At 54.0% G+C, this 20,999-nt stretch carries 24 protein-coding genes; 19 read left to right on the plus strand and 5 right to left on the minus strand.

The features are described from left to right. Positions 1-88: 88 nt before the first annotated feature. Positions 89-1,282, plus strand: coding sequence for an alkaline phosphatase family protein (locus HS100_04900; GenBank protein ID MBE7433231.1), 1,194 nt, complete (start codon positions 89-91; stop codon positions 1,280-1,282). A 72-nt stretch (positions 1,283-1,354) separates the two neighbouring features. On the opposite strand, the gene HS100_04905 is transcribed toward HS100_04900, so the two are convergent. The 3 genes from HS100_04905 to HS100_04915 form a co-directional block, all read right to left on the minus strand. After that, a complete protein-coding gene (locus HS100_04905; GenBank protein MBE7433232.1) occupies positions 1,355-2,320 on the minus strand; it encodes a hypothetical protein in 966 nt (321 codons plus the stop codon). Positions 2,321-2,448: 128 nt separating this feature from the next. Then, entirely contained in the window at positions 2,449-4,383 is a 1,935-nt protein-coding gene (gene gyrB, locus HS100_04910) for a DNA topoisomerase (ATP-hydrolyzing) subunit B (protein ID MBE7433233.1), read from the minus strand. 22 nt (positions 4,384-4,405) lie between these two features. Next, complete coding sequence (locus HS100_04915; protein MBE7433234.1) at positions 4,406-5,398, minus strand: hypothetical protein; 993 nt, start codon at positions 5,396-5,398, stop codon at positions 4,406-4,408. 43 nt (positions 5,399-5,441) lie between these two features. On the opposite strand from HS100_04915, the gene HS100_04920 reads away from it, so the two are divergent. From HS100_04920 to HS100_04935, 4 genes are all read left to right on the plus strand, one after another. Beyond that, positions 5,442-6,254: a hypothetical protein gene (locus tag HS100_04920; protein MBE7433235.1), complete on the plus strand. Its 813-nt coding sequence runs from the start codon at positions 5,442-5,444 to the stop codon at positions 6,252-6,254. 1 nt (position 6,255) lies between these two features. Further along, complete coding sequence (locus tag HS100_04925) at positions 6,256-6,663, plus strand: M67 family metallopeptidase (protein MBE7433236.1); 408 nt, start codon at positions 6,256-6,258, stop codon at positions 6,661-6,663. Between the two features lie 56 nt (positions 6,664-6,719). Continuing rightward, a complete protein-coding gene (locus HS100_04930) occupies positions 6,720-7,415 on the plus strand; it encodes a glycerol-3-phosphate acyltransferase (GenBank protein MBE7433237.1) in 696 nt (231 codons plus the stop codon). Positions 7,416-7,510: 95 nt separating this feature from the next. Further along, entirely contained in the window at positions 7,511-8,206 is a 696-nt protein-coding gene (locus HS100_04935) for a hypothetical protein (protein ID MBE7433238.1), read from the plus strand. Between the two features lie 27 nt (positions 8,207-8,233). Here HS100_04935 and HS100_04940 read toward each other — a convergent pair whose 3' ends face one another. Then, positions 8,234-8,878: a response regulator transcription factor gene (locus HS100_04940; protein MBE7433239.1), complete on the minus strand. Its 645-nt coding sequence runs from the start codon at positions 8,876-8,878 to the stop codon at positions 8,234-8,236. Then, the gene (locus tag HS100_04945; GenBank protein MBE7433240.1) at positions 8,871-10,538 is read right to left on the minus strand and encodes a sensor histidine kinase; all 1,668 of its coding nucleotides are present in this window, start codon (positions 10,536-10,538) and stop codon (positions 8,871-8,873) included. Before HS100_04945 ends, HS100_04940 begins: the two co-directional genes overlap by 8 nt. Positions 10,539-10,700: 162 nt before the next feature. On the opposite strand from HS100_04945, the gene HS100_04950 reads away from it, so the two are divergent. From HS100_04950 to HS100_05015, 14 genes are all read left to right on the plus strand, one after another. Further along, entirely contained in the window at positions 10,701-10,931 is a 231-nt protein-coding gene (locus HS100_04950; protein ID MBE7433241.1) for a sulfurtransferase TusA family protein, read from the plus strand. Positions 10,932-10,964: 33 nt separating this feature from the next. Next, positions 10,965-11,489 (plus strand): DsrE/DsrF/DrsH-like family protein, encoded by a 525-nt coding sequence (locus HS100_04955; protein ID MBE7433242.1) that lies wholly within the window; start codon positions 10,965-10,967, stop codon positions 11,487-11,489. 69 nt (positions 11,490-11,558) lie between these two features. After that, positions 11,559-11,897: an STAS domain-containing protein gene (locus HS100_04960; protein ID MBE7433243.1), complete on the plus strand. Its 339-nt coding sequence runs from the start codon at positions 11,559-11,561 to the stop codon at positions 11,895-11,897. A gap of 22 nt (positions 11,898-11,919) precedes the next feature. Then, entirely contained in the window at positions 11,920-12,321 is a 402-nt protein-coding gene (locus HS100_04965; GenBank protein MBE7433244.1) for a DsrE family protein, read from the plus strand. Between the two features lie 98 nt (positions 12,322-12,419). Then, on the plus strand, positions 12,420-13,127 hold the full coding sequence (locus tag HS100_04970; GenBank protein ID MBE7433245.1) for a 4Fe-4S dicluster domain-containing protein: 708 nt from the start codon (positions 12,420-12,422) through the stop codon (positions 13,125-13,127). Between the two features lie 2 nt (positions 13,128-13,129). Continuing rightward, positions 13,130-14,338: a heterodisulfide reductase subunit B gene (locus HS100_04975; protein ID MBE7433246.1), complete on the plus strand. Its 1,209-nt coding sequence runs from the start codon at positions 13,130-13,132 to the stop codon at positions 14,336-14,338. Between the two features lie 15 nt (positions 14,339-14,353). After that, a complete protein-coding gene (locus HS100_04980) occupies positions 14,354-14,785 on the plus strand; it encodes an SRPBCC family protein (GenBank protein ID MBE7433247.1) in 432 nt (143 codons plus the stop codon). Positions 14,786-14,795: 10 nt separating this feature from the next. Continuing rightward, positions 14,796-15,179: a hypothetical protein gene (locus HS100_04985; protein ID MBE7433248.1), complete on the plus strand. Its 384-nt coding sequence runs from the start codon at positions 14,796-14,798 to the stop codon at positions 15,177-15,179. A gap of 51 nt (positions 15,180-15,230) precedes the next feature. After that, entirely contained in the window at positions 15,231-16,286 is a 1,056-nt protein-coding gene (locus HS100_04990; protein MBE7433249.1) for a CoB--CoM heterodisulfide reductase iron-sulfur subunit A family protein, read from the plus strand. A 77-nt stretch (positions 16,287-16,363) separates the two neighbouring features. Next, a complete protein-coding gene (locus HS100_04995; GenBank protein ID MBE7433250.1) occupies positions 16,364-17,140 on the plus strand; it encodes a hypothetical protein in 777 nt (258 codons plus the stop codon). A 160-nt stretch (positions 17,141-17,300) separates the two neighbouring features. Next, positions 17,301-18,581 carry a (Fe-S)-binding protein gene (locus HS100_05000; protein MBE7433251.1) on the plus strand — a complete coding sequence of 427 codons (1,281 nt, stop codon included), beginning with the start codon at positions 17,301-17,303 and terminating at the stop codon, positions 18,579-18,581. A gap of 177 nt (positions 18,582-18,758) precedes the next feature. Beyond that, positions 18,759-19,121 (plus strand): GIY-YIG nuclease family protein, encoded by a 363-nt coding sequence (locus HS100_05005; protein ID MBE7433252.1) that lies wholly within the window; start codon positions 18,759-18,761, stop codon positions 19,119-19,121. 96 nt (positions 19,122-19,217) lie between these two features. Beyond that, complete coding sequence (locus tag HS100_05010; GenBank protein MBE7433253.1) at positions 19,218-19,973, plus strand: electron transfer flavoprotein subunit beta/FixA family protein; 756 nt, start codon at positions 19,218-19,220, stop codon at positions 19,971-19,973. Positions 19,974-20,040: 67 nt separating this feature from the next. After that, complete coding sequence (locus HS100_05015) at positions 20,041-20,988, plus strand: electron transfer flavoprotein subunit alpha/FixB family protein (GenBank protein MBE7433254.1); 948 nt, start codon at positions 20,041-20,043, stop codon at positions 20,986-20,988. The last annotated feature ends 11 nt before the right edge of the window (positions 20,989-20,999 follow it).

Genomic DNA, 20,999 nt, shown 5'->3' on the forward strand with positions numbered 1-20,999 from the left:
ACGGGGAGTTTTTATCTCCAAAAGCTCCTGTTTTATAATCCCTCCATTCAATTTGTTCGATGCCATGCCGTTTGGATTGTGAAAAGTAATGAACCTGAATCCATCCTTTGTCAAACCACGGTACGACTCCGGCGGCTTTGCCGGTATCCCGAACCGAATCAAGGAAGCGTTCACATCGCGGAAATACGACGCCGTCGTACTCTTTTTCGTGGATGCCTTCGGCTGGAGTTTCTTCGAAAAATTCCAGCGGATGTCCTTCCTTCAGCGGTTCGCAAAACATGGCAGGGTTGAAAAGATCACCTCGCAATTTCCATCCACGACTGCCGCGCATGTGACGACGATCCACACCGGCTTGAACGTCGGGCAGAGCGGCATATACGAATGGTATTACTACGAGCCGCTTCTGGACCGCATCATTGCTCCGCTTTTGTTTTCCTATTCGGGTGAGAAGGAACGGGATACGCTTCCAGTCAAAAAGGTCAAGCCGGAGGCGCTTTACCCGAAGGGTTTACTCTACCCCGAGTTAAAAAGCTTGGGCGTGGAGTCGTTCAATTACGGCCACCGCGACCATACCCCTTCCACTTACTCGAAGGTCGTGATGCGGGATTCCGAGATCATCCCCTACAAAACCCTCTCCGAAGCGCTGATCAATATCGGTTCGCAGTTGGAGAGGCGGTCTGCCCCGACGTTCATTCATCTTTACTTCGACCGCATCGATGGGATGGGACATGAATACGGCCCCGAAGCGCCGCAGACCGAAGCCGAGATCCTGACCTTTCTGATGATGATGGATTATTTCTTTGACCGTACCTTCAGCGGCAGGGGGAGAATCCTTTTTATGATGACCGCGGATCACGGCATGTGTGAGGTTGACCCCCAATCGACGGTGTATCTCAACACTGATTGGTCCTTCTCCGGTTTCGAACGGTTCATCCGCACGAACCGGCGCGGAAACCTGCTCGTCCCTGCAGGTTCGGCGAGGGATATGTTCCTCTACTTAAAAAAAGAAATGTTGGATGAGGCGCAAGAATTCCTTGCAAAACGTCTGGAGGGCAAAGCAGACGTGGTCAAGACTGAGGCACTGATCCGGGAAGGCTATTTCGGACCGGAAGTATCAGAGCGTTTTTTGGAACGGGTTGGGAATCTCGTCATCCTCCCCTATCGTTACGAATCCGTTTGGTGGTACGAAAAGGACAAGTTTGAAATGAATTTCCTCGGTCACCACGGCGGGTTGACGCCGCAGGAAATGGACACAGTGTTGTATTCGCTTGAAGTGGGATGATTGCGAGAGGTGCAATGAAATCATTGTTTCAATGAAAAATGCGACCTTGGGCAGGTCGCATTTTTCATTAATTTATTCTCCCTTTGCATGAGGATAGGGACTCCAGTTGCACAAGTTGATGAAGGGAGTGGTCAGCCCGCTTTCGACGAAGAAGGATTTCATCAAGCCGTTATCGTGGGTGTACGCGCCTTCGAGGTTGTAACCGGGCGCCCAGGCGTAGGCATAGTATCGTCCAGCCGGGACCAGCACGGTGTAGACATATTCGTTCTCCGGCATGAAGAAGGAGAAACGTTCTCCCGTATGGGCATTCTCAAGGTAGAGGGTCATGCGCGGGTTGAACTCACTTGGGTAGCATAGGTTGCCGCTTACTGTCCCATGCTGTGGGCTCTCAGGCTGCCTGACCCGGATATCGACATAGATGGGAGCATTCGCCTTGTCTCCGGAACCGAAGAGAGCACCGGAAGTGTTCCGCAGTATCCAGTAACCCTTGTAAGACCCGGCGGTGCTGGGCGCGGTGAACGTCACTGAAATATCGACGGTTTGACCGGGAGCCACATATCCGGGCAGGCGCACGGAAGTTGTGCCGCCCAACTGGTCGCCGCCGTTGAAGACAAAGGTGTAATCGGGAGTCCACGTGCATGTGCCGCGGTTCTTGATCCGCCAGGTCTTGACGAACGTCTCTCCGGGTTGGAGGATTGTGCCATCCGGGATGGATACATCCTTGACGAAAGCCATCCAATCGCAGTACACGACCTGGGTGTTGGGAACCGCTGTCAGCGTTGGCACAGGTGTATTCGTGGCAGGAACAGCCGTCGCCGTGGAAGGAAGCGGAGTTTGCGTCGAGGGTTGACTCGGGGCGGATTGAGTCAAAGCGATCATGGTCTGGACAACCATCGCTTCAACGGTGGCTTGCGGGTCCGGTTCACTCCGGTCTGACTCCAGCAAAGGCATGGCGAAAACGCTGATGGGGATGAGCGCCAGCAGGCACAAGACCATAAGCCCAAAGATAATAATGATGTTGTTGGTTGTAAATTTCATGGGTCCTCTTTTCATTTGCCTGCCTAGAACGACACAGCTGCCTGAAAAGTTCCCCTTCCCATCCAGTACCCTGGTACTGAATTAAAAAAAGCCGCCGGATTTACGGCGGCTTTGGGATCGAAGCAAATTTATATATCCAAATTCCTCACACTCTTTGCGTGGGTCTGGATGAACTTCTTGCGCGGATCCACGGCGTCGCCCATGAGCATATCGAAGGTGCGGTCGGCTTCGGCGGCGTCGTCCACGGTCACGAGAAGAAGTGTGCGGTTGGCGGGATTCATGGTCGTCTCCCAAAGTTGTTCCGGATTCATTTCTCCGAGACCTTTGTATCGCTGGAGGGACGCTTTATCGCCGATCTCCTTAAGCAACTTATCCTTTTCCTTGTCGCTGTATACGTACTTGACGTTGTTCTTGTGCGCGATACGATACAACGGGGGTTGGGCAATATACAAATGTCCCTCTTCGATCAACTGTGGCATATATCGGAAGAAGAACGTAAGCAACAGCGTCCGGATGTGACTGCCGTCCACATCGGCATCGGTCATGATGATGATGCGTCCGTAACGCAAGCCTTCGAGGTCGAAATTATCGCCAATGCCTGTCCCCAGCGCGGAGATGAGCGCCTTGACCTCGTTGTTGCCGAGGATCTTATCGAGTCGTGCGCGTTCGGTGTTGAGGATCTTTCCGCGTAACGGAAGGATCGCCTGGAAGTGGCGGTCGCGTCCCTGTTTGGCGGAGCCGCCTGCCGAGTCGCCTTCCACGATATACAATTCGGTCCTGTTCGAGTCGCGTTCGGAGCAATCCGCCAGTTTGCCGGGCAGAGTCAATGACTCAAGCGCCGATTTGCGGATGACAAGATCGCGCGCCTTGCGCGCAGCATCCCGCGCCCGGGCCGAAGTGAGGCATTTCGCGACAATTGACTTCGCGGCTTGCGGATTCTCTTCGAGAAAGGTCGCAAACGACTCGCCCACCACCTGGGTGACGTAGGTCTGCACTTCGGGATTCATCAGTTTGACCTTGGTCTGCGACTCGAATTGCGGACCCGGGTGCTTTACCGAAACGATGGCAGTGAGACCTTCGCGGGTATCGTCGCCTGAGAAATTCGGGTCGGCGTCCTTGAGCAGGCCGCTCTTGCGGGCGTAATCGTTGATGACGCGCGTCAGCGAAGACCGAAGACCGGTCAGATGCGTTCCTCCGTCGATGGTGTTTATGGTATTGGCGAACGAGTAAACCGACTCGGTGTATGCATCCGTGTATTGGATGGCGGCTTCGATACCGACGCCTTCGATCTCCTTTTCGACGTGAACCACGGGATGCAAGTTCTCGCGGTTGCGGTTCAGATAGCGAACGAAGGATGTGATACCGCCTTCGAAATAAAACGTCATTTCGCGGTCGGCGCGCTCATCCACGAACCGAATGGTCACGCCGCGGGTCACAAAGGACATTTCGCGGAAGCGCTGAACCAGGGTGTCGAAGCGATAATCGATATCTTCGGTGAAGATCTGCTTGTCGAATTTGAAAGTCTGGGTCGTGCCGGTTTCATCCTTCTCGACCTTGCCGACCTGCCTGATCTTCCCCTGCGGGATGCCGCGTTTGTATTCCTGACGCCACAATTTTCCGTCGCGTTTGATCTCGGTCGTCATCCATTCGGATAACGCGTTGACCGCGCTGACGCCGACGCCGTGCAAACCGCCGGAGACCTTGTATCCCCCGCCGCCAAATTTGCCGCCCGCACCGATGATCGTCATGACCACGTCCACCGTTTCCATCGGCTTGCCGTTGGCGTCCTTCTTCGAGGGATGCGGACCGACCGGGATGCCGCGCCCGTTATCTGTTACTGCGACACTGCTGTCTTTATTAATCGTGATGTCGATGCGCGTGCAGAACCCGGCCAGGGCTTCGTCTATGGCGTTATCCACAACTTCATAAACGAGGTGGTGCAGCGCCTTGATGTCCGTGCCGCCCACGTACATACCGGGGCGCTTGCGGACGTGCTCGATGCCTTCCAGCGCTTGAATTGAACTTACATCATATTTCGTTTTCTCAGCCACAAAATCCTCCAAAGCGAGCGATGGCAGCCCATGCTCAAGCCTGTTTTACGGTATTGTTCGGTCTCAATTTTTCCAGCACAGCCTGAACCCATGTATTCATGTCATGATAATAAATGAAACTACCAGCCAGCAGCGCCGTGGTCACAAAGGAGTGACCGAAGATTCCAACCAGGGTCATCCACGAATCTGGGGCGGGGATCCGCCACAGATACGCTAGCCCGTACGAGAGCAGGAAGACCGCTAGCACGAAGAGACTGCTTGTCGGGAGAGTGAAGCGCGTCAACTGGAGGCTGCTCAGCATGGAGGTCAACACATTCTGGCGGTTCAGGAAAACCCCGTGCGCCCAAAAGAACATCGGTACGATGATCCAGACCGATCCGAGTGCGATGAACAAAACGATCAAATTCGCCAGCAGGGCGCTGATCTGGGATGCCACGATAAGGATAAGCAGGATGGGTATGCTGATCGCCATAAGTATCATGTTGCAACAGATGGAAATCAGGATCGTTTGCAGGATCGCCCGGAAAAGCCGGGTGGTATTGATCTTTTCAGCGAGTGCAGCCCAGGCCACATCCCGAAAATACAGTGCGCCGCCGATCCAGCCGATGAACACAAGGATCATCATCCACAAGGGAAACGTCAACACATCGACCTGCCAGGTAACGGGTCCACCCAATGGGGTGACCGCCGTGTTTTGGTTTGTGACGAACAAGCTCGAGATCCCGATGGGAAGCGTGCGGATCAACCCAAGCAGGTTGATCGACTGCGCCATCCCTTCATAAAGGTCGAGCATCTTCTGGATCTCTTCCGCCGGAATCCGGCTTGCCTGCCAGAACAAAACCAGGTCGCCTTCCATGGATTTGAACATCTCGTCCATGCGCAGGCGCGGGCCCAGCCATAACAACAAGTTCAGCAGTAAAGGCAGGAGAATCGCCGTAATTCGCGCTGCAATGGCGTCGAAACCAGCCTTGATGGAGCTGATGATGCCGGGCGGGGGCGGCAGGTTTTCGATGCTTGAAACTTCCATAACTGCGTGATTCTACCATACCGATTCTTGGTACAATGCGCCCATGCTGGAAAGCCGCTCTTCTCTGCCCTCCGCAGACCGCATGGGGATGTTGATCGCTTCGGTATTGCTGACATTTGCCCTCTCGCGCTTGATCCAAACCCCCGGGCTCACCCTCAGCCTGAGCCTGCCCGGCTTCTATTATGCGTTTCCCATCACTCTTGGCTCGTTCATGACGTTATTTGCCGCGGCTCTGACGTCGGCCGGGATGGATTGGCTCATGCACGAACATCCCGCCTCAGAGGACCGCGCCTCCCGCGAGCATCTGCTCCTGCCCACCCTCACCGCCTTCGTGATGGGAACACCGCTTGCGATTTTGGCGGACAGTCAGGCGTGGTGGTCGGGGTTTATTTTCGGCGCAATTCTTCTCACTGCAGTGTGTGTCGCCGAATACATTACCATCGACCCATCCACCCCTTTATATGGACTTGCCCGCGCAGGGCTTACCGCTGTTGCATACGCGCTGTTCCTCGTCCTAGTTACGTCCCTTCGCTTTTCAGGCGCGCGGATGGTCGTGGTCATCCCATCCACTTTCATCGTTGCGGGTTTGATCAGCCTGCGCATCCTGCATCTCGACGGCACCGACCGCTGGGATTTTCCCTGGGCGGCCGGCATCGGCATGGTGTGCGCACAGATCGGCGCAGGCTTGCATTATTGGCCCCTCTCAGCGATTCAATTCGGACTGGCGCTCACCGGTCCCCTTTATGCGCTCACGATGCTTTCCCTCAGCCTCTCAGAGAATGTTCCCCTGCGCCGCGCGGTTGTGGGTCCTGCGCTGATGATGCTCCTTGCATGGGGTTCGGCAATTTTCCTGTAACATGCAATCCCTCACCATAACAAACGAACAGCTGAATAAGATGATCGCACATGTCGACTCTCAACTGCCGCTCGAGGCGTGCGGGTTGTTGGCTGGACGCGGCTCAAGGGTCGAATCCTTGATCGAAGTGACGAATCGGGCGCAAAGTCCGGTGCGATACGTGATGGACCCCATTGAACAGCTCAAGGCATTCGAGTGGATCGAATCGCAGGGGTTGGAACTCCTCGGCATCTTTCATTCGCATCCCACCGGACCCGAGACTGTCTCACCCACCGACATTGCAGACTCCGCCTATTCGGTTGTGCATGTCGTCCTTTCCAGAATGCATGGGGAATGGCGCGCCCGCGCCTTTTGGATCGAAGATGAAGGGCATCGGGAAGTTCCATTGGAAGTAAGCAACCAAGGATAGGATTATGTGTTTTTATCTTTGCTTTCAACGAAAACCCAGCCCGTGGAGGAGTTTTAATGCAAATCGTTTTTGACCTTGCGGCAATCGCGTTGGCGTATGTCATCGGTTCGATTCCCTTCGGTTTGGTGGTGGTCAAACTTAAAACCGGGAAGGATATTCGCCAGGTGGAAAGCGGGCGGACGGGCGGTACAAACGCGATGCGCGCTGCCGGGTTCTGGGCGGGATTTGCAACGGCAATGCTCGATATTTTAAAAGGGGCTGTCGGTGTATGGCTGGCGCAATGGATCACGCCAGACCATCATCTTGTGCATGTCCTTGCCCCGCTGGCGGCCATCGTTGGGCATAACCATTCGATCTTTTTGCCCGAACGCGACGAGAACGGGAAGCTGATCCGTCTGCGCGGCGGGGCGGGTGGAGCGCCTTCTGTGGGCGGCGCAATGGGTTTATGGCCCGGTTCGATCCTCATCATCCTACCCTTGGGCATGTTGACGTTTTTCACCATCGGCATCGCTTCGATCACGACCATGGCGGTGGCGTTGTTTGCGACCATCGCCTTCGCCATCCGCGCTTCGCAGGGTCTGATGCCTTGGGCAGACGTGTTGTACGGCGTCGGAGCCGAGATTTTGCTCATTTGGGCGCTGAGGCCGAACATCAGGAAATTGTTCGAAGGCAATGAGAGGGTCGTGAAATACAGCTTGAATGGCTGGTTGAGGTCAAGGAAGGAAAAACAGGAAGAGAAAAAAGAAAATTGACGAACCTCCGGAGCCAGGCAGGTTTCGGGGATTCGCTTTGAGACGATAAATTCTGTTCGACGTATATTCCCGCATCGACCAGTCAAGGAGAAGAAATGGATAATACGAATTCGCCGGAAGAAACATGGGTGCATCGCGCAGGCGGCATTGCCGCGATTATTTTCGGAATCGCTTATGTTTCGATCATGGCACTTTATCTACCACTCGGGGGCAAACCCACCGGAGCGGAGGCATGGCTTTCTCAAACAGCTGAATTTAGTTCGTCATGGTGGGGCATCCTTGGTCTCTCCGTGCTGACGGACTTCCTGCTTGTGCCCATTTCCCTTTCGCTTTACCTCGCGCTGAAAAAGTTCGGAAGAAATGCGATGCTGATCGCCACCGCCTTTGTCGGATTGTTTGTTGTGTTGGATCTGGCGCTTACCTGGACGAACATTGGCTCGCTCATTACCCTGGGCGAACAATATGCGACAGCCGCGAACGAAGCGGATAGAGCGGTTATCGTAACGGCGGCAATGGCCCCATCATCGGTGGCCGACTCAAACCTGATCTTTATCTATAACTCTTTCACCCTCGCGGTTGGGATTCTCCTGACCGGCCTTGTGATGCAAAACGGGGTATTCAATAAAGCCACAGCCTATACAGGCATCGCCACAGGAGTCTGTGCGATCGTGTCAGTGGCAAGTTCGTTCTTCTCAAACTCCATAAGCGGGATGACGATCATCCTCGCCTCGCTGCTTACGATGGTTTGGTATTTTTTGGTCGGTTTCAGGCTTTTCAAGTTGGGACAGTGAACTTTTCCCCCATAAGATTCAAACGGCTCACCCGCTCATTTTGATCAATTTATTTTTCATCGCCGCGAGGACGGCTTGCGCGCGGTTGGGTTGATGCATTTTCTCGAGAATGTTTTTGGCGTGTGTGCGGATGGTCTCCTCTCCCACGCCAAGCTGGGAGGCGATCTGCTTATAAGTATTCGGTGTCGCCATCCATTCAAGGACTTCCATCTCGCGTTGTGTCAACGAGACAGCCGGGGCGGGCTGGGGCTTCATGCGCTCCAATACCTTTTTCATCACATCGGGATGCAGGTAGGTTTCCCCATGCACCACGGCATGGATTCCGCGCATCAGCTCCGCCGGTTCGATGTTCTTCAACGCATAGCCTTCGATTCCCGCTGCAAGCAAATCGTACACACGGTCGTCCACTTCAGTGCCGGTTAACATCATGATCTTGATTTCGGGATTCGATCTGCGCAGCGAGAGCGCCATCTCCTGCCCGTCCATCTCCGGCATGATCAGGTCCACGAGGACGATATCCGGCTTTAATTTCTGCGCCGCATCCAGCCCCTCCCGCCCGTTCTCCGCCTCCTCTATCACCTCCAAACCCGGTTCCAGGCGAAGGACCATCGCCAATCCCTTGCGGACGACGGCATGGTCGTCAACGATCAGGATACGGATTGAATCAACCATGATGATGCCCGTTGATCGGCAGAGTGATCATGACCCGCGCTCCTGCGCCGGGTAGTGATGCGATATCGAATTCACCGCCCAGGGCATGAACACGTTCCTGGATTCCATGCAAACCAAAATGTTCGCGGTTCTGACTCCGAGACAATGCAACGGCAGGGTCGAAGCCTTTTCCTTCATCGGTGACGACGAGAAAGACCTCATGATCCGATACTGTTAGGCACAGCCGCGCAGAATTCGCGCCGGAATGCCGCGCCGAATTTGCAAGCGTCTCCTGTGCCATACGGTAGATCGTCCGACGCATGCCCGCTGAAAGCGAATTGAAATCCCCGTTGTTGCTGAAGACGATGCTGAACGATTTCGGACGGCAGCAACTGCTGACGTAATTCGTCAGGTCCGCCATGAAGAGTTCGATGGTCAGCGCGGAGGGCCACAGATCAAAGATCGAACGGCGTACTTCATCGTGGGCGTTATTTGCAAGCGAACGAAGTTCGATCAGTTCGCTGCGAACATCGTCCGCTTTTTGCGGGAGCATGGTAATGCAGGCGTCGAGAGAATAGACAATGCCGAAGAGCGATTGCGCGACTGTGTCGTGGATGTCGCGCGCGATGCGGTTTCGTTCGGTTTCGACGGCGAGGCGTCGGGCGCGGTCGATGCACAGGATGGTCGTGCCAAGCGCGAGCGCGGCTTGATTCGCGACCGTCATCAGCGTAGATTCCTTTTCGCGGCTCCATCCCGCTTCATCGACGAGAAGAATGCCTACGGGATGTTCCCTCAAATAAAGCGGCGTGATAAACCACTTGTTTTGCATCAACCAGCCATTGAGATTGGAATCCCCGATGAGGGTCTGCCCGTCCGATATGAACGTGTTGTGGTTGAGCAAGGCTTTGACCACCTCGCCGTTCCCGGATTTCAATGGAAGCGGCTTGGTTTGCGGGAAGGAATCTTCGCGGGGGTATACCATCCAGCCGCCCAGTTCTTCGCGCGCAGGGTCAACAAGCGCAACAACGGCTTTTGAAAATCCAAGTTCGGTTGTCACAGCGCCCAGCACCCGCTCCTGCACAGAGAGAAGATCGGGCGCGGCTTGCAAAAGGACCGTGAGGTCGTGAATGATCTCCAACTGGCGGTGAGCCGCAGAGAGTTCGGTCGCTGTTTCATTCACCGATTTCAGCAAGGTTGAGGGATAGGAAAAGAGAAGCGGCAAAAGCCAGATGCCTGCAAGCGCCGTGGCGAGAGTCACAGGATCCCCTCGAACCGCGGGACCGATCATGACAACAAGGAGATAAAACGGCGTATAGAAAAGTGAGGCGAGCAGCGCCCCGCGCATCTGAAAGAAAAACGCTCCTGCCAGCAGGGGGCTGAGCGCGTAGAGAAAATAGGGACTGCCTGCGCCGCCGCTCAATGCCAGCATTAATGCCGAGAAGATGATATCCACGCCAAGCAGAACGGGACGTTCCACCACCTGGCGGTTCAATTGACGGTTGAAAACGGAAACAAAAGCATTCGCGCCAAGCGAGATCCCGAACAATGCCAGGGGAGGTATGACGAATTGTGCCGCCGCATTCAGGGCGAACAGGGCTGGAATCAAAGAAGCCCAGCGGTAAATTATCAGGATGATAAAAACGCGATTCGCGCGGAAGAGGGACTCTATACGTTCAACCATGGATATTCGGTCTTGTTTTCGAAGGTTTAGGCGTAGAATTATTATATCCGAATTGACTTTCTCCCCCGTGCGGGGGAGGGAAAATCCCTTGCGTGCGGGATGGTAAGGGACGGGCCAATTCATTATCATTAGAGAGGTTCAAAGGAGGCTCGAATGACAGATGTGATCAAGGAAGACCAGGTGTTGGATTGCTCCGGAATGCTCTGCCCCATGCCTGTGGTCAAAGCATCCAAGGCAATGAAAGAGATGCAAGCCGGGCAAATTCTCAAGATGATCGCGACCGACCCCGGCGCGCCCCCAGACATGGAAGCATGGAGCCGCCAGACCGGCAATGAACTGCTGCGCTCGATGACCGAGAACGGCAAGTTCATCTTCTATTTGAAGAAGAAATAAATATTCATTCCATAATTTGGAAAAGAGGTTGATATGTCAAAATCTGATCCGAATGCCCCGAAACGGCTTGCCTTGATCGCAAGCAAGGGAACACTCGACTGGGCTTACCCACCGTTCATCCTCGCGACCGCCGCAGGCGCGATGGGATGGGAGGTGGGCGTTTTCTTTACCTTCTACGGTCTCACGCTTCTCAAACCGGACCTCTCGGCCTCGGTCTCCCCATTAGGCAACCCAGCCATGCCGATGAAAATGCCCTTCGGCCCCGAAGGCTTCCAAAACATCGCCTGGCCCATGCCGAATTTGCTGATGGCAAATGTGCCGGGGTTTGAAGCTCTGGCCACAACCCTCATGAAGCAGACCTTCAAAAACAAAGGCGTCGCTTCCGTTGAAGAGTTGCGTGATATGGCGGTCGAATTGGATGTCCGCATGATCGGCTGTCAGATGACGATGGATGTCTTTGGTTTCAAGCGTGAGGATTTCATCAAGGAATGTGAGATTGGCGGGGCGGCAACTTTCCTCGAATATGCCGCGGATGCCGATGTGCAATTGTTCATTTGACCAATCCATGTCCTGGCGTTTCGGCGGTCACTATTGACCGCCGAAAATTAACTAACGATGGAGAAAACAATGGAAACACTGACCATCAAGACCGAGACGAAAGGCGATGTGGCGGTTGTGACGGTGAGCGGACGGATCGACTCCGAATCTGCGCCTACGTTGGATGCGGAACTGACCAAAATCACAGGCAGCACTTCAAAACTGGTGGTTAACCTTAAAGGCGTGGAGTTTATGTCATCGGCCGGGCTGCGCGTTGCGATCAAAGCTTCGCAAGCCGCAGAAAAAAATGGCGGTTCCGTCAAACTCGCATCCGTCCCCGAGGAAATCACTTCAGTTATGTACACTGTCGGTCTTAATCAAAAGCTCGAGTCCTTTGCGAGCGTTGAAGAAGCAATAGCAAGTTTCTAGTTCCTGATATGGAGAGGGCAGCATGAGCGTTTGGAAGACGAACGACCCGGATGTAAAAAAGATTTTATACGTGCAGACGCATGGGGAAAAAGACCCTGAGCGGACCGCGACGCCGTTCTTTCTGGCGACGGCTGGCGCGGCGATGGATAACGAAGTCTGCATTTACTTCACCATGAACGGACCGCAGTGCGTGGCGAAGGGCAACGGCGAGAAGATCATCATTCCTCGTAAGGGCGGCGGCGGCAAGGAGTTGAAGTTCTTCATCGAACAGGCGCAGGAGATCGGTGTGCGCTTTCTCGTCTGCCAGCCATCGCTTGACCTGCACGGCTACACCATGGACGACATGATCGAAGGCGTGGAGATGATCGGCGGCGCGGCGTTCAACGACATGGCGTGCGATGCGGATGCGGTGATTGGTTTCTAAGAACTTTGAACCGCTAAGACCGCGAAGGGCGCAAAGATTATTTAAAGGTTTTCTTCGCGTTCTTAGCGTGCTTCGCGGTTAGCGAATTTAGGAGGCTTATGCCTACCACACAAGAAAACTGGAATCCCGGCAAGTCGGATAACCGCCACCCTGAAGTTTCATACGAAGAAAAAGAGCGCCTCTTCCTTGAGGTGAAAAATGATCCGCGCTACGAAGACTTCCTGTATGGATGTTACGAGTGCGGCATTTGTGTTTCGACCTGTCCTTCGGCGCGCTTCTATGACTACTCTCCGCGGGTGATCGCGCAGGCGATGGCGCGTGAAGACATCGAGCGCGTGTATGACATCATCTCGGAAGATATTTGGAACTGCGCGCAATGCTTCTCTTGCTTACGCTGTCCGCGTGGAAACAACCCTGGCGGACTTGTGACTCTGCTGCGCGAAGTGGCGGTCAAGAACGGCTTGCAGGAAACGAAAGACGTTTTGCAAGGCTACAGCCGCGTGATCTACAAGGTCATGCTCAAGGGCAACCAGGTCTCGCCCGATATGCTCCAGCCCGATTTCTTCCCCGATTGGGGTCCGTGGGTGGGAGAGTTCTCGAAGAACATGCCTGTCTGGCGCAAAGCCATCCCTGTGGACACCCTGCGCGGCGTGACCGATGCGGCGTGGAAAACAGATAGAAAGACCCTGCTCGAACTCTATACCATCTGGTTCGAAACAGGCAACATGGACATCATCAAGGAAATTGACGAAGGTTTGTTCGATTTATTGGCAGATGTGATGCAGGAAGAATTGGAAGAAGGTTAACTATGACCACAACTGTAGAAGAAATCCTTGAACGTAAATCCCATGCAGTGACGCGTGATGCAGAAGTCGCGCCGACGCACGATATTCGCGAAGCGTTGTTCGAGCTTGAAGCGAAGGGCGAGATCGTCGTCCAGCGTGTACCTGAGAACCATGTCGAAGTGACCACAAAGTATGGGCGCACCAAGAAGATTCCCATCGACCACACCTGGCACCACAAATCCTGCGGTCAGTGCGGGCATATTCCTGGCTACACTTCGTCTATTTATTGGCTTCACCGTCAATTCAATTTGGATTATCTCGACCCCACCGACCAAACCTCCTGCACGGGTTGGAATTACTACGCTTCGGCAACGTCCAATGCGGCTGCGCAGGCTGCGGTGATGAGTCGCAATTTCGCTGCCGCCTATGAGACGGGTTACTTCCCCACCATCCACTGCGGAACATCTTACGGACATTACAAGGAAATCCGCGAGCAACTGGTTCATCACAAAGAACTGCGTGATGAAGTTCGCCGCATCTTAGACAAGATGGGCAAGCCGCTGGTCATCCCCGAAGAACTCGTCCACTACAGCGAGTGGGTGCATGTCATGCGCAAGAAGTTCGCGGAAAAACAAACCGTGGACATGAGCATGATACGCGCCACGGTTCACCCTGCCTGCCATTACTACAAGATCGTCGCGGAAGACGCGATCTATGACCCCGAAATCTACGGTGGTCAACGCACAGCCACCGTGACCGCGACTCTCGAATCACTCGGCATTGACGTTGCCGACTATTCAACCTGGTTCGACTGCTGCGGTTTCGGCTTCCGCCATGTGTTGGTTCAGCGCGACTTCACTCGTTCCTTCTCCACACTGCGCAAGATCGAAGTGATGAAGAACGAAGTCAATCCCGATCTGACCGTGACTCATGATACAGGTTGTGTGACCACGCTCGATAAGAGTCAATTCTCTGCCAAAGCCCATGACCGCAATGTGGGAATTCCCGTTCTTTCAGACGCGCAGGTTGCGGCACTGGCGATGGGCGCTCATCCCTTCCGCGTGGTGCAGTTCCACTGGCATTCGACCGACTGGCGTCCCTTCCTAGATAAGTTGGGAATCAACTGGCAAAAATACTGGGACGAATTCCAGAACGACCTTGAACTGATCCGCGCTGGGCAGAAGTCTGGAATCACTTGGGAAGATGCGGATAAACCTGTTGTGTATGCGTAATCCAAGGACAAAACGATGGCTTTACAATTCGAATCATCGCAAGTGATAGACCGCCCGATTGACAAAGTATTCCACTTCTACGCGGTGGAGCATGTCCGCAATCATCCGCGCTGGGATTCAGATATTGAACTCTGGCTCGATGATGACGCTCCGCTCGCTATTGGGACAGTCATCCACAGACGCAACAAACGCAGCGGAAAAGTTGTCGAAGGGACAATGAAGGTTATAGAGTATGAAACGAACCGCGTAATGGCAATGGAGATTTACGACGGTCCCGCTGTCATGTATGGCAGAACAACCTTCGAAGCGCTCAACGAAAACCAAACCAGACTCACCACCATTATTGATATTCCCTGGATGGATGAAAATGCGGACAAAACCTTTCTGAACAGCCGCTTGGAACATGCCGCTCAACTCAGGAAGCAAATGATGGAATCAGAGATTTAGAGGAAGCGACATGTCTGAGCCGATCATTTTCATTGCACACCAAAAGGTCAAACAGGGCAAAGCCGAAGAGTACAAAAAGGTTTATCAGGAAGTTGGAGAATGGATGAAGGCGAACAAGCCTCAGACCGCGGCTCACATTGCATACATCAGCGAAGATGGCACAGAAGCGAGTGTCGTTCACATCTTCCCCGATATCGAAGCAATGGAGAAGCATATGCAAAATCTGGGCAATGTTGGAGCAAAAGCATTCTCGCTCATGGAAATTGTCGGATTCGATGTGTATGGAACGCCCAGCAAGATGGTTCTGGATTCGATGTTGAAAATGATTCCAGGAGCAAACGTTACGATGAAGACTCAATCTGCGGGCGGGTACATTCGCCTTATGGCAGGTTGATTTTGAAATAACTGGTGGTTTCGATCACTGAATACTTTCGGAGGAACATCAATGGCATCCAACAAAGTGTTAGTCATCGGCGGCGGACCTGCGGGATTGGAAGCGGCTCGGTCTGCGGCTGAACTCGGCGGGGAAGTCATTCTTATCGAAAAGCGTGAACGCCTTGGCGGCACGCCCGACCGTGAGAACTACGCCAAACTTACCCATCACTGGCGCGACGCGTCTGAAGCGATGGCGGAACTCTCCAATGCTGTCACCAGCAACGCCAATGTGCAAGTGAAGTATCAAGCCGAAGTGAAGGGAATGTCTGGGAGCGCTGGCAACTTTGAAGTCCAGATCGAAGCGGGCGGCAAAGCCGAGTCCCTCAATGTGGGCGCAGTCATCATCGCCACGGGCTTCCAACATTTCGATCCAGGTCGCGCCACGCAATATTACAACTACTATTCGTTCCCCGATGTCGTCACGCTGACCGACCTTGAGAAGATGTTGAAGGAACACAACGTCGTGCGACCATCGAATGGACAGGCGCCAAAGAAGATCGCGTTCATTCAATGTGTGGGCTCGCGTGACCGCCAGATTGGAAACGAATATTGCTCGAAGGTTTGCTGCGGCATCGCCAGCAAGCAAGCCATTGAGTTGCGCCAACAATTACCCGACAGCAAAGTGATGATCTTCTACATCGACATGCGCATGTATGGGTATTGGGAAAATGAAATCTATTGGCCCGCGCAAGAGAAGTACAAAGTGAATTACATCAAGGGCGTCATCAGTGAAGTCCTCAAGAAGGGCGATCAACTTTTGATCCGCGGCGAAGACACCACGATGAGCCGCTCGATGGAAGTGACCATGGATATGGTTGTCTTGTCTGTTGGTATGGAGCCGAGCGCAGGCACACGCGCCATCGCGCAAATACTTGGCGTTCAACAAAATAAATATGGCTTCATCGAGGCAGGCGGCGAAGGCGGTCTTGACCCTGTTGCCACTTCGGTGGATGGTGTTTATGTAGCGGGCGCTGCGGCGGGTCCAGCTGATCTCGACGATTCGATTTCGCGTGCTGGTCTTGCTGCAGCACGTGCTGTTGCGCTGACTCGCAAAGTGATGGCGTAGGTCTCGATACGGCGGCGGTCGAGTAGCGTTCTTTGCGTATCGAGACCCCGCCGCCTACTCGACCAGCGAGATAACATATGACATTGCCACAAAGACAGAGTCACATCATCAAGCAAAAGACAGGACCCGACGACCCCGAACTGCAAAGCAATTTGCAAGAGGCGTTGGGACAAGTCGCGCCTGAGGATGTGATCGCGATAGCAGACGAATTGGCGGAACGTCACGCCCGCCTCTTTCTTAACCTGAAAGTTGATTCAGTTTCGTTGAAATCTTCCTTCGCTGACATCGCTTCCGCTGTCGCGCACACCAAAGCGAACGCCAGAACCATCACCAACTACTTCGCCCAAGGCGATTACTCCCTCTTCGACCAATTACTTCATGGTGAAGCGCCTGTCTCTGTGCGAGTGGCGACCTTCGTTGAAAAGTTCAACGCGCTCGATACAAGACTCGCGCTCGAACTCGCTACTGGACTTTTACACAACACCTTCCCCTCTCAACACTGGCTATGGACTCGCTGGCTGTGGGATCCCACCGTTGGCACGGGCATTCTGCCATTGTTGGCAGGCAGCACCCACAACCTCAACGCCGAAAATCTCGCGGATGGATATGCTCGAGTCGGCGCGGTGACTGCGATGAGCGTCAAGTTCGGCGAAGGGACGGGGTTGTTTGTCAGTGAGTTGACGAGTAACGAGAAGCGCGCTCCGTTTGCAAATAGTGCCTTTCTGGCTTGCGCGTACAGTGTCTATCTGTATGGCACAACGAGTTGGCGTTTGAGCCGCGAGTTCAATGGCTTGCTGCCCACACTGCCGAATATGGCGAGACGGCTACTTGGATTGAAGAAGTCAGGTTCATAGTTATTCCGATGGTCGAGTAGGTGACGTGTTCGTCGTCACCGTATCGAGACCATCACTTTACAAGAGTACTTTCAACTCCAAGTGGTCTCGATACGCCGCAAACAACAAGAACGCGGCTACTCGACCACCGAGTTGAACACAAAACAGGAGACCATCCTTCATGGCACCTAAGTTTGAAAAAGCAAAAGCGATAGAAAAAGAAAATATCGTTGTGGACGGAATTGATGTTTCGGGTCACTGGAACCGCATGTTCGAACAGCGGGTCATTACCGAATACACGCCTGAACTGATCGAAAAAATTGCAGACATCCCCAATGCGGAATCATTTGCGAATTGTTATCAGTGCGCCAAGTGCGTCGCCGTCTGCCCTGTGGATGTGGTCGGGAATTACGGTCCGCGCAAGTTGTATCGCTATGCCCAAACAGGCATGGACTTGACCGAAGCGCCTGAATTATGGCTCTGCACCACCTGCGCCAACTGTCTGCGGGTGTGCCCCAAAGAAGTGAACATGGTCAAGATCATGCCCGCCGCGCGCGAGCAGGCGATTCTTGATGGCAAGTTTGTCCCGCCTGAATTACAGCAGGCGTTCGAGAATACTGCCAAATCGGGCAATCCGCTTGGTCAACCGCAACGCAAACGCGACGCGTGGATCCAGTCCGCGGGCGTGCCTGTGCCGATCATCAAAGATCTCGGTCGCAAAGTGAGTGTGCTTTGGTATGTCGGTTCCTATCCGTCCTACCACCCGCGCGGCATCGACGCGGCAGCAGCGGCGGCGCGAATCTTCAACGCGCTCGGCATTGACTTCGCCATTCTCGGCAAGGAAGAAAAAGACGACGCCGACTCGCAGCGTTTGGCTGGCGAGAAGGGTCTGTTCGAGATGATGACCGAGTACAACATCGAGACCTTCAATAAATATGAATGGGACGAACTCGTTGTCACAGGTCCGCATGAATTGAACGCCTTCAAGAACGTGTACCCGAAGTATGGCTTTGAACGCCCTGTCGTTCACTACACCACTTTCCTTGCGCGTTACCTTGACCAACTCAAGCCGATGTTGAAGCACTCTGTAGAAAAGAAGATCACCTATCATGATCCCTGCTATCTCGGGCGTCACAACGGCGAGTACGAAGCGCCGCGCAAACTGCTCGAAGCCATCCCTGGCGTGGAACTGGTCGAGATGGGACGCAACCGCGAGAATGGTTATTGTTGCGGCGGTGGTGGCGGCGGCATGTGGATGGACTCATTCACCGCCAAACACACCACCATGCGCCTCTCCGAAAAACGCGCGATGGAAGCCGCATCCACGGGCGCGAACGTGCTGGCAGTGGCTTGCCCCTTCGAAGTCTCACGCTTCACCGACGCGGTCAAGTCCACGGGCAATGAGCACGTGGATGTGTTGGATATTTTGGAACTTTTAGACAAGTCTATGCGTGGTGAATAACCCGATGGTCGAGTAGGCGGCGGGAAGTAATTTGCCTGTGCAAGTCATCTTGTCTCCGCCGCCGTATCGAGACCATCAGTGGATGGAAGTGCTTTTGATGACAGGTGGTCTCGGTACGCCGCAAAGAGTAAGAGCGCGGCTACTCGACCACCGAGTATGGATGAAACAAGAGTTTATATGGCATGGATGTATATCCTTCAGTGCGCGGATGATTCTTACTATGTAGGCTCAACAAAAAATCTGAAACTTCGGTTAGAGCAACATCAAGAAGGTAAAGGCGCAAGATATACAGCAAGACGGTTGCCTGTAAAACTTGTGTACAGTGAAGAATACGAAAGAGTGACAGACGCCTTCAATAGAGAAAAGCAAGTTCAAAATTGGAGTCGAGCAAAGCGCGAAGCATTGATAAAAGGAACTCCTGAATTGTTGCCAACGCTGGCGAAGAAGAAAATTGAAAAGAATAAAGAAGTAACCGTTGGTCGAGTAGAACTGAGCGATAGCGAAGTTCGTACCGAGACCAACACTGAAGAGCAAACCTGAAATTGAAAGTATGTCTATCACTGGTGGTCTCGATACGCCCCTCGAAGAGCACTCGGGGCTACTCGACCACCGAGTAAATCTGAAACAGGAGATTTCATGAACATTGTAGTAGCCATCAAACATATCCCCAGCATTGCCGATGACGTGCCCGTCAAAGGCAATAACGTGGATTTCGACTCGGTGGATTTTGTCCTCAATGAATGGGACGAGCATTCCATCGAGCAAGCCGTGTTGATCAAGGAAGCCGTCGGTGGGACGGTGACCGTGGTCGGCGTGGACTTGATCGGGGAGTTGGATAACGCGCTTCATCTCGCGCTGGCAAAGGGTGCCGATAAAGTGGTCAAGATCACCGCTGACGACCCCGCCGCGGATTCGCACATGCAAGCAAAGTGGCTGGCGGAAGCGATCAAGGGCATGGGCGCGAATATGGTCTTCGCGGGTGTGCAGGCGTCGAACGATCTTGATGGACAAATTGGCCCGATGATCGCGGCGCATTTGGATATGCCCTACATCGGTGGCGTGAGTTCTGTCGAAGCCAATGGCGACTCTGCCACGGTCAACAAGGAATTTGCAGGTGGCGCGGGCGCGAAGTATTCCGTGTCCATGCCGTTCGTGGCGGGTGTGCAGGCTGCTCCCAAGCCGCCGCGTTATGCGCCTGTGAGCAAAGTCCGACAGATGGCGCAATCTGCCACGGTGGAAAAAGTCGCCCCGTCGGGTGACGCTTCTTCGGGGCTGGCGTTCAAGAAGATGGCTCCGCCCGTGGTGACGGGTCATGCCGAGATGATCGAAGGTTCGTCGAAGGAAGTGGCGGCGAAGATCGTGGAATTGTTGAAGAGCAAGGGATTGGCATAGCAGACGATTGACGATGGATTTTATGGTCTGTGGTCAATGGTCTATGGTCAATTGAGGAGACACGCAAATGAGTAATGATGTATTCGTAATCACCGAGCACATGGATGGCAAGTTTTCTGATGTGTCGTTTGAAATGGTAGGAAAAGCTAAAGAGTTGGCGTCCGCTTTGGGAGGGCAGGCAGTTGCGGTCGTAGTCGGAGGCGGAGTTTCATCCAATGGTTTCGCGTCTGATTCCACGTTCCATGTGGATGACGCAGCGCTGTCGAACTTCAATCCTGAAGCGTATGGCAAAGTGATCGAAGCGTTGGTCAAGGAGAAGTCGCCGAAGGTTGTGATGTTCGGCTGGACGGTGACGGGCATGGATGTGGCGGCGTGGCTTTCTGCGCGGACGGGTGCGCCGTTGGCGGCGTACGCGAAAGATGTGCGCGTCGAAGGCGGCGGCATTGTGGTCAGCAGCCAGGTCTATGGCGGCAAGTTGATGGCGGAAGTTGCGCCCGAAGGCGACATGGCGATCGTGGCGTGTCTGGCGGGTTCGTTCCCTGTGGAAGCGGGGCAGGGCTCGACGGCTGCGACGACGATGGCTTCACCGATTGACGCGGGTTCGTTGAAAGTGAAATTTGTCGAAGCGATCAAACCCGCTGGCGGCGATGTGGACATCACGGCACAGGCGAAGTTGGTTTCGATCGGTCGTGGTATCGGCGGCAAAGAAAATGTGGAACTCGCCGAAGAATTGGCAAAGGCGCTCGGCGCGACGGTCTCTGCTTCTCGCCCTGTGGTGGACGCGGGCTGGTTGCCGCGCACAAGGCAGGTCGGTAAGTCGGGACTCAAGGTCAAGCCTAAGTTGTATCTCATGCTCGGTATCTCTGGCGCGCCTGAACATCTCGAAGGCATGAAGAGCGCCGAGTTGATCATCGCGGTCAACACCGATAAGAAAGCGCCGATCTTCAACGTGGCGCATTACGGTGCAACGGCGGATCTGTTTGAAGTTGCTGAGGCGATGTTGGAGTTGCTTTAGATAATTAGGGA

This window comes from Anaerolineales bacterium, from assembly GCA_015075725.1.
Classification (GTDB): Bacteria; Chloroflexota; Anaerolineae; order Anaerolineales; family Villigracilaceae; genus Villigracilis.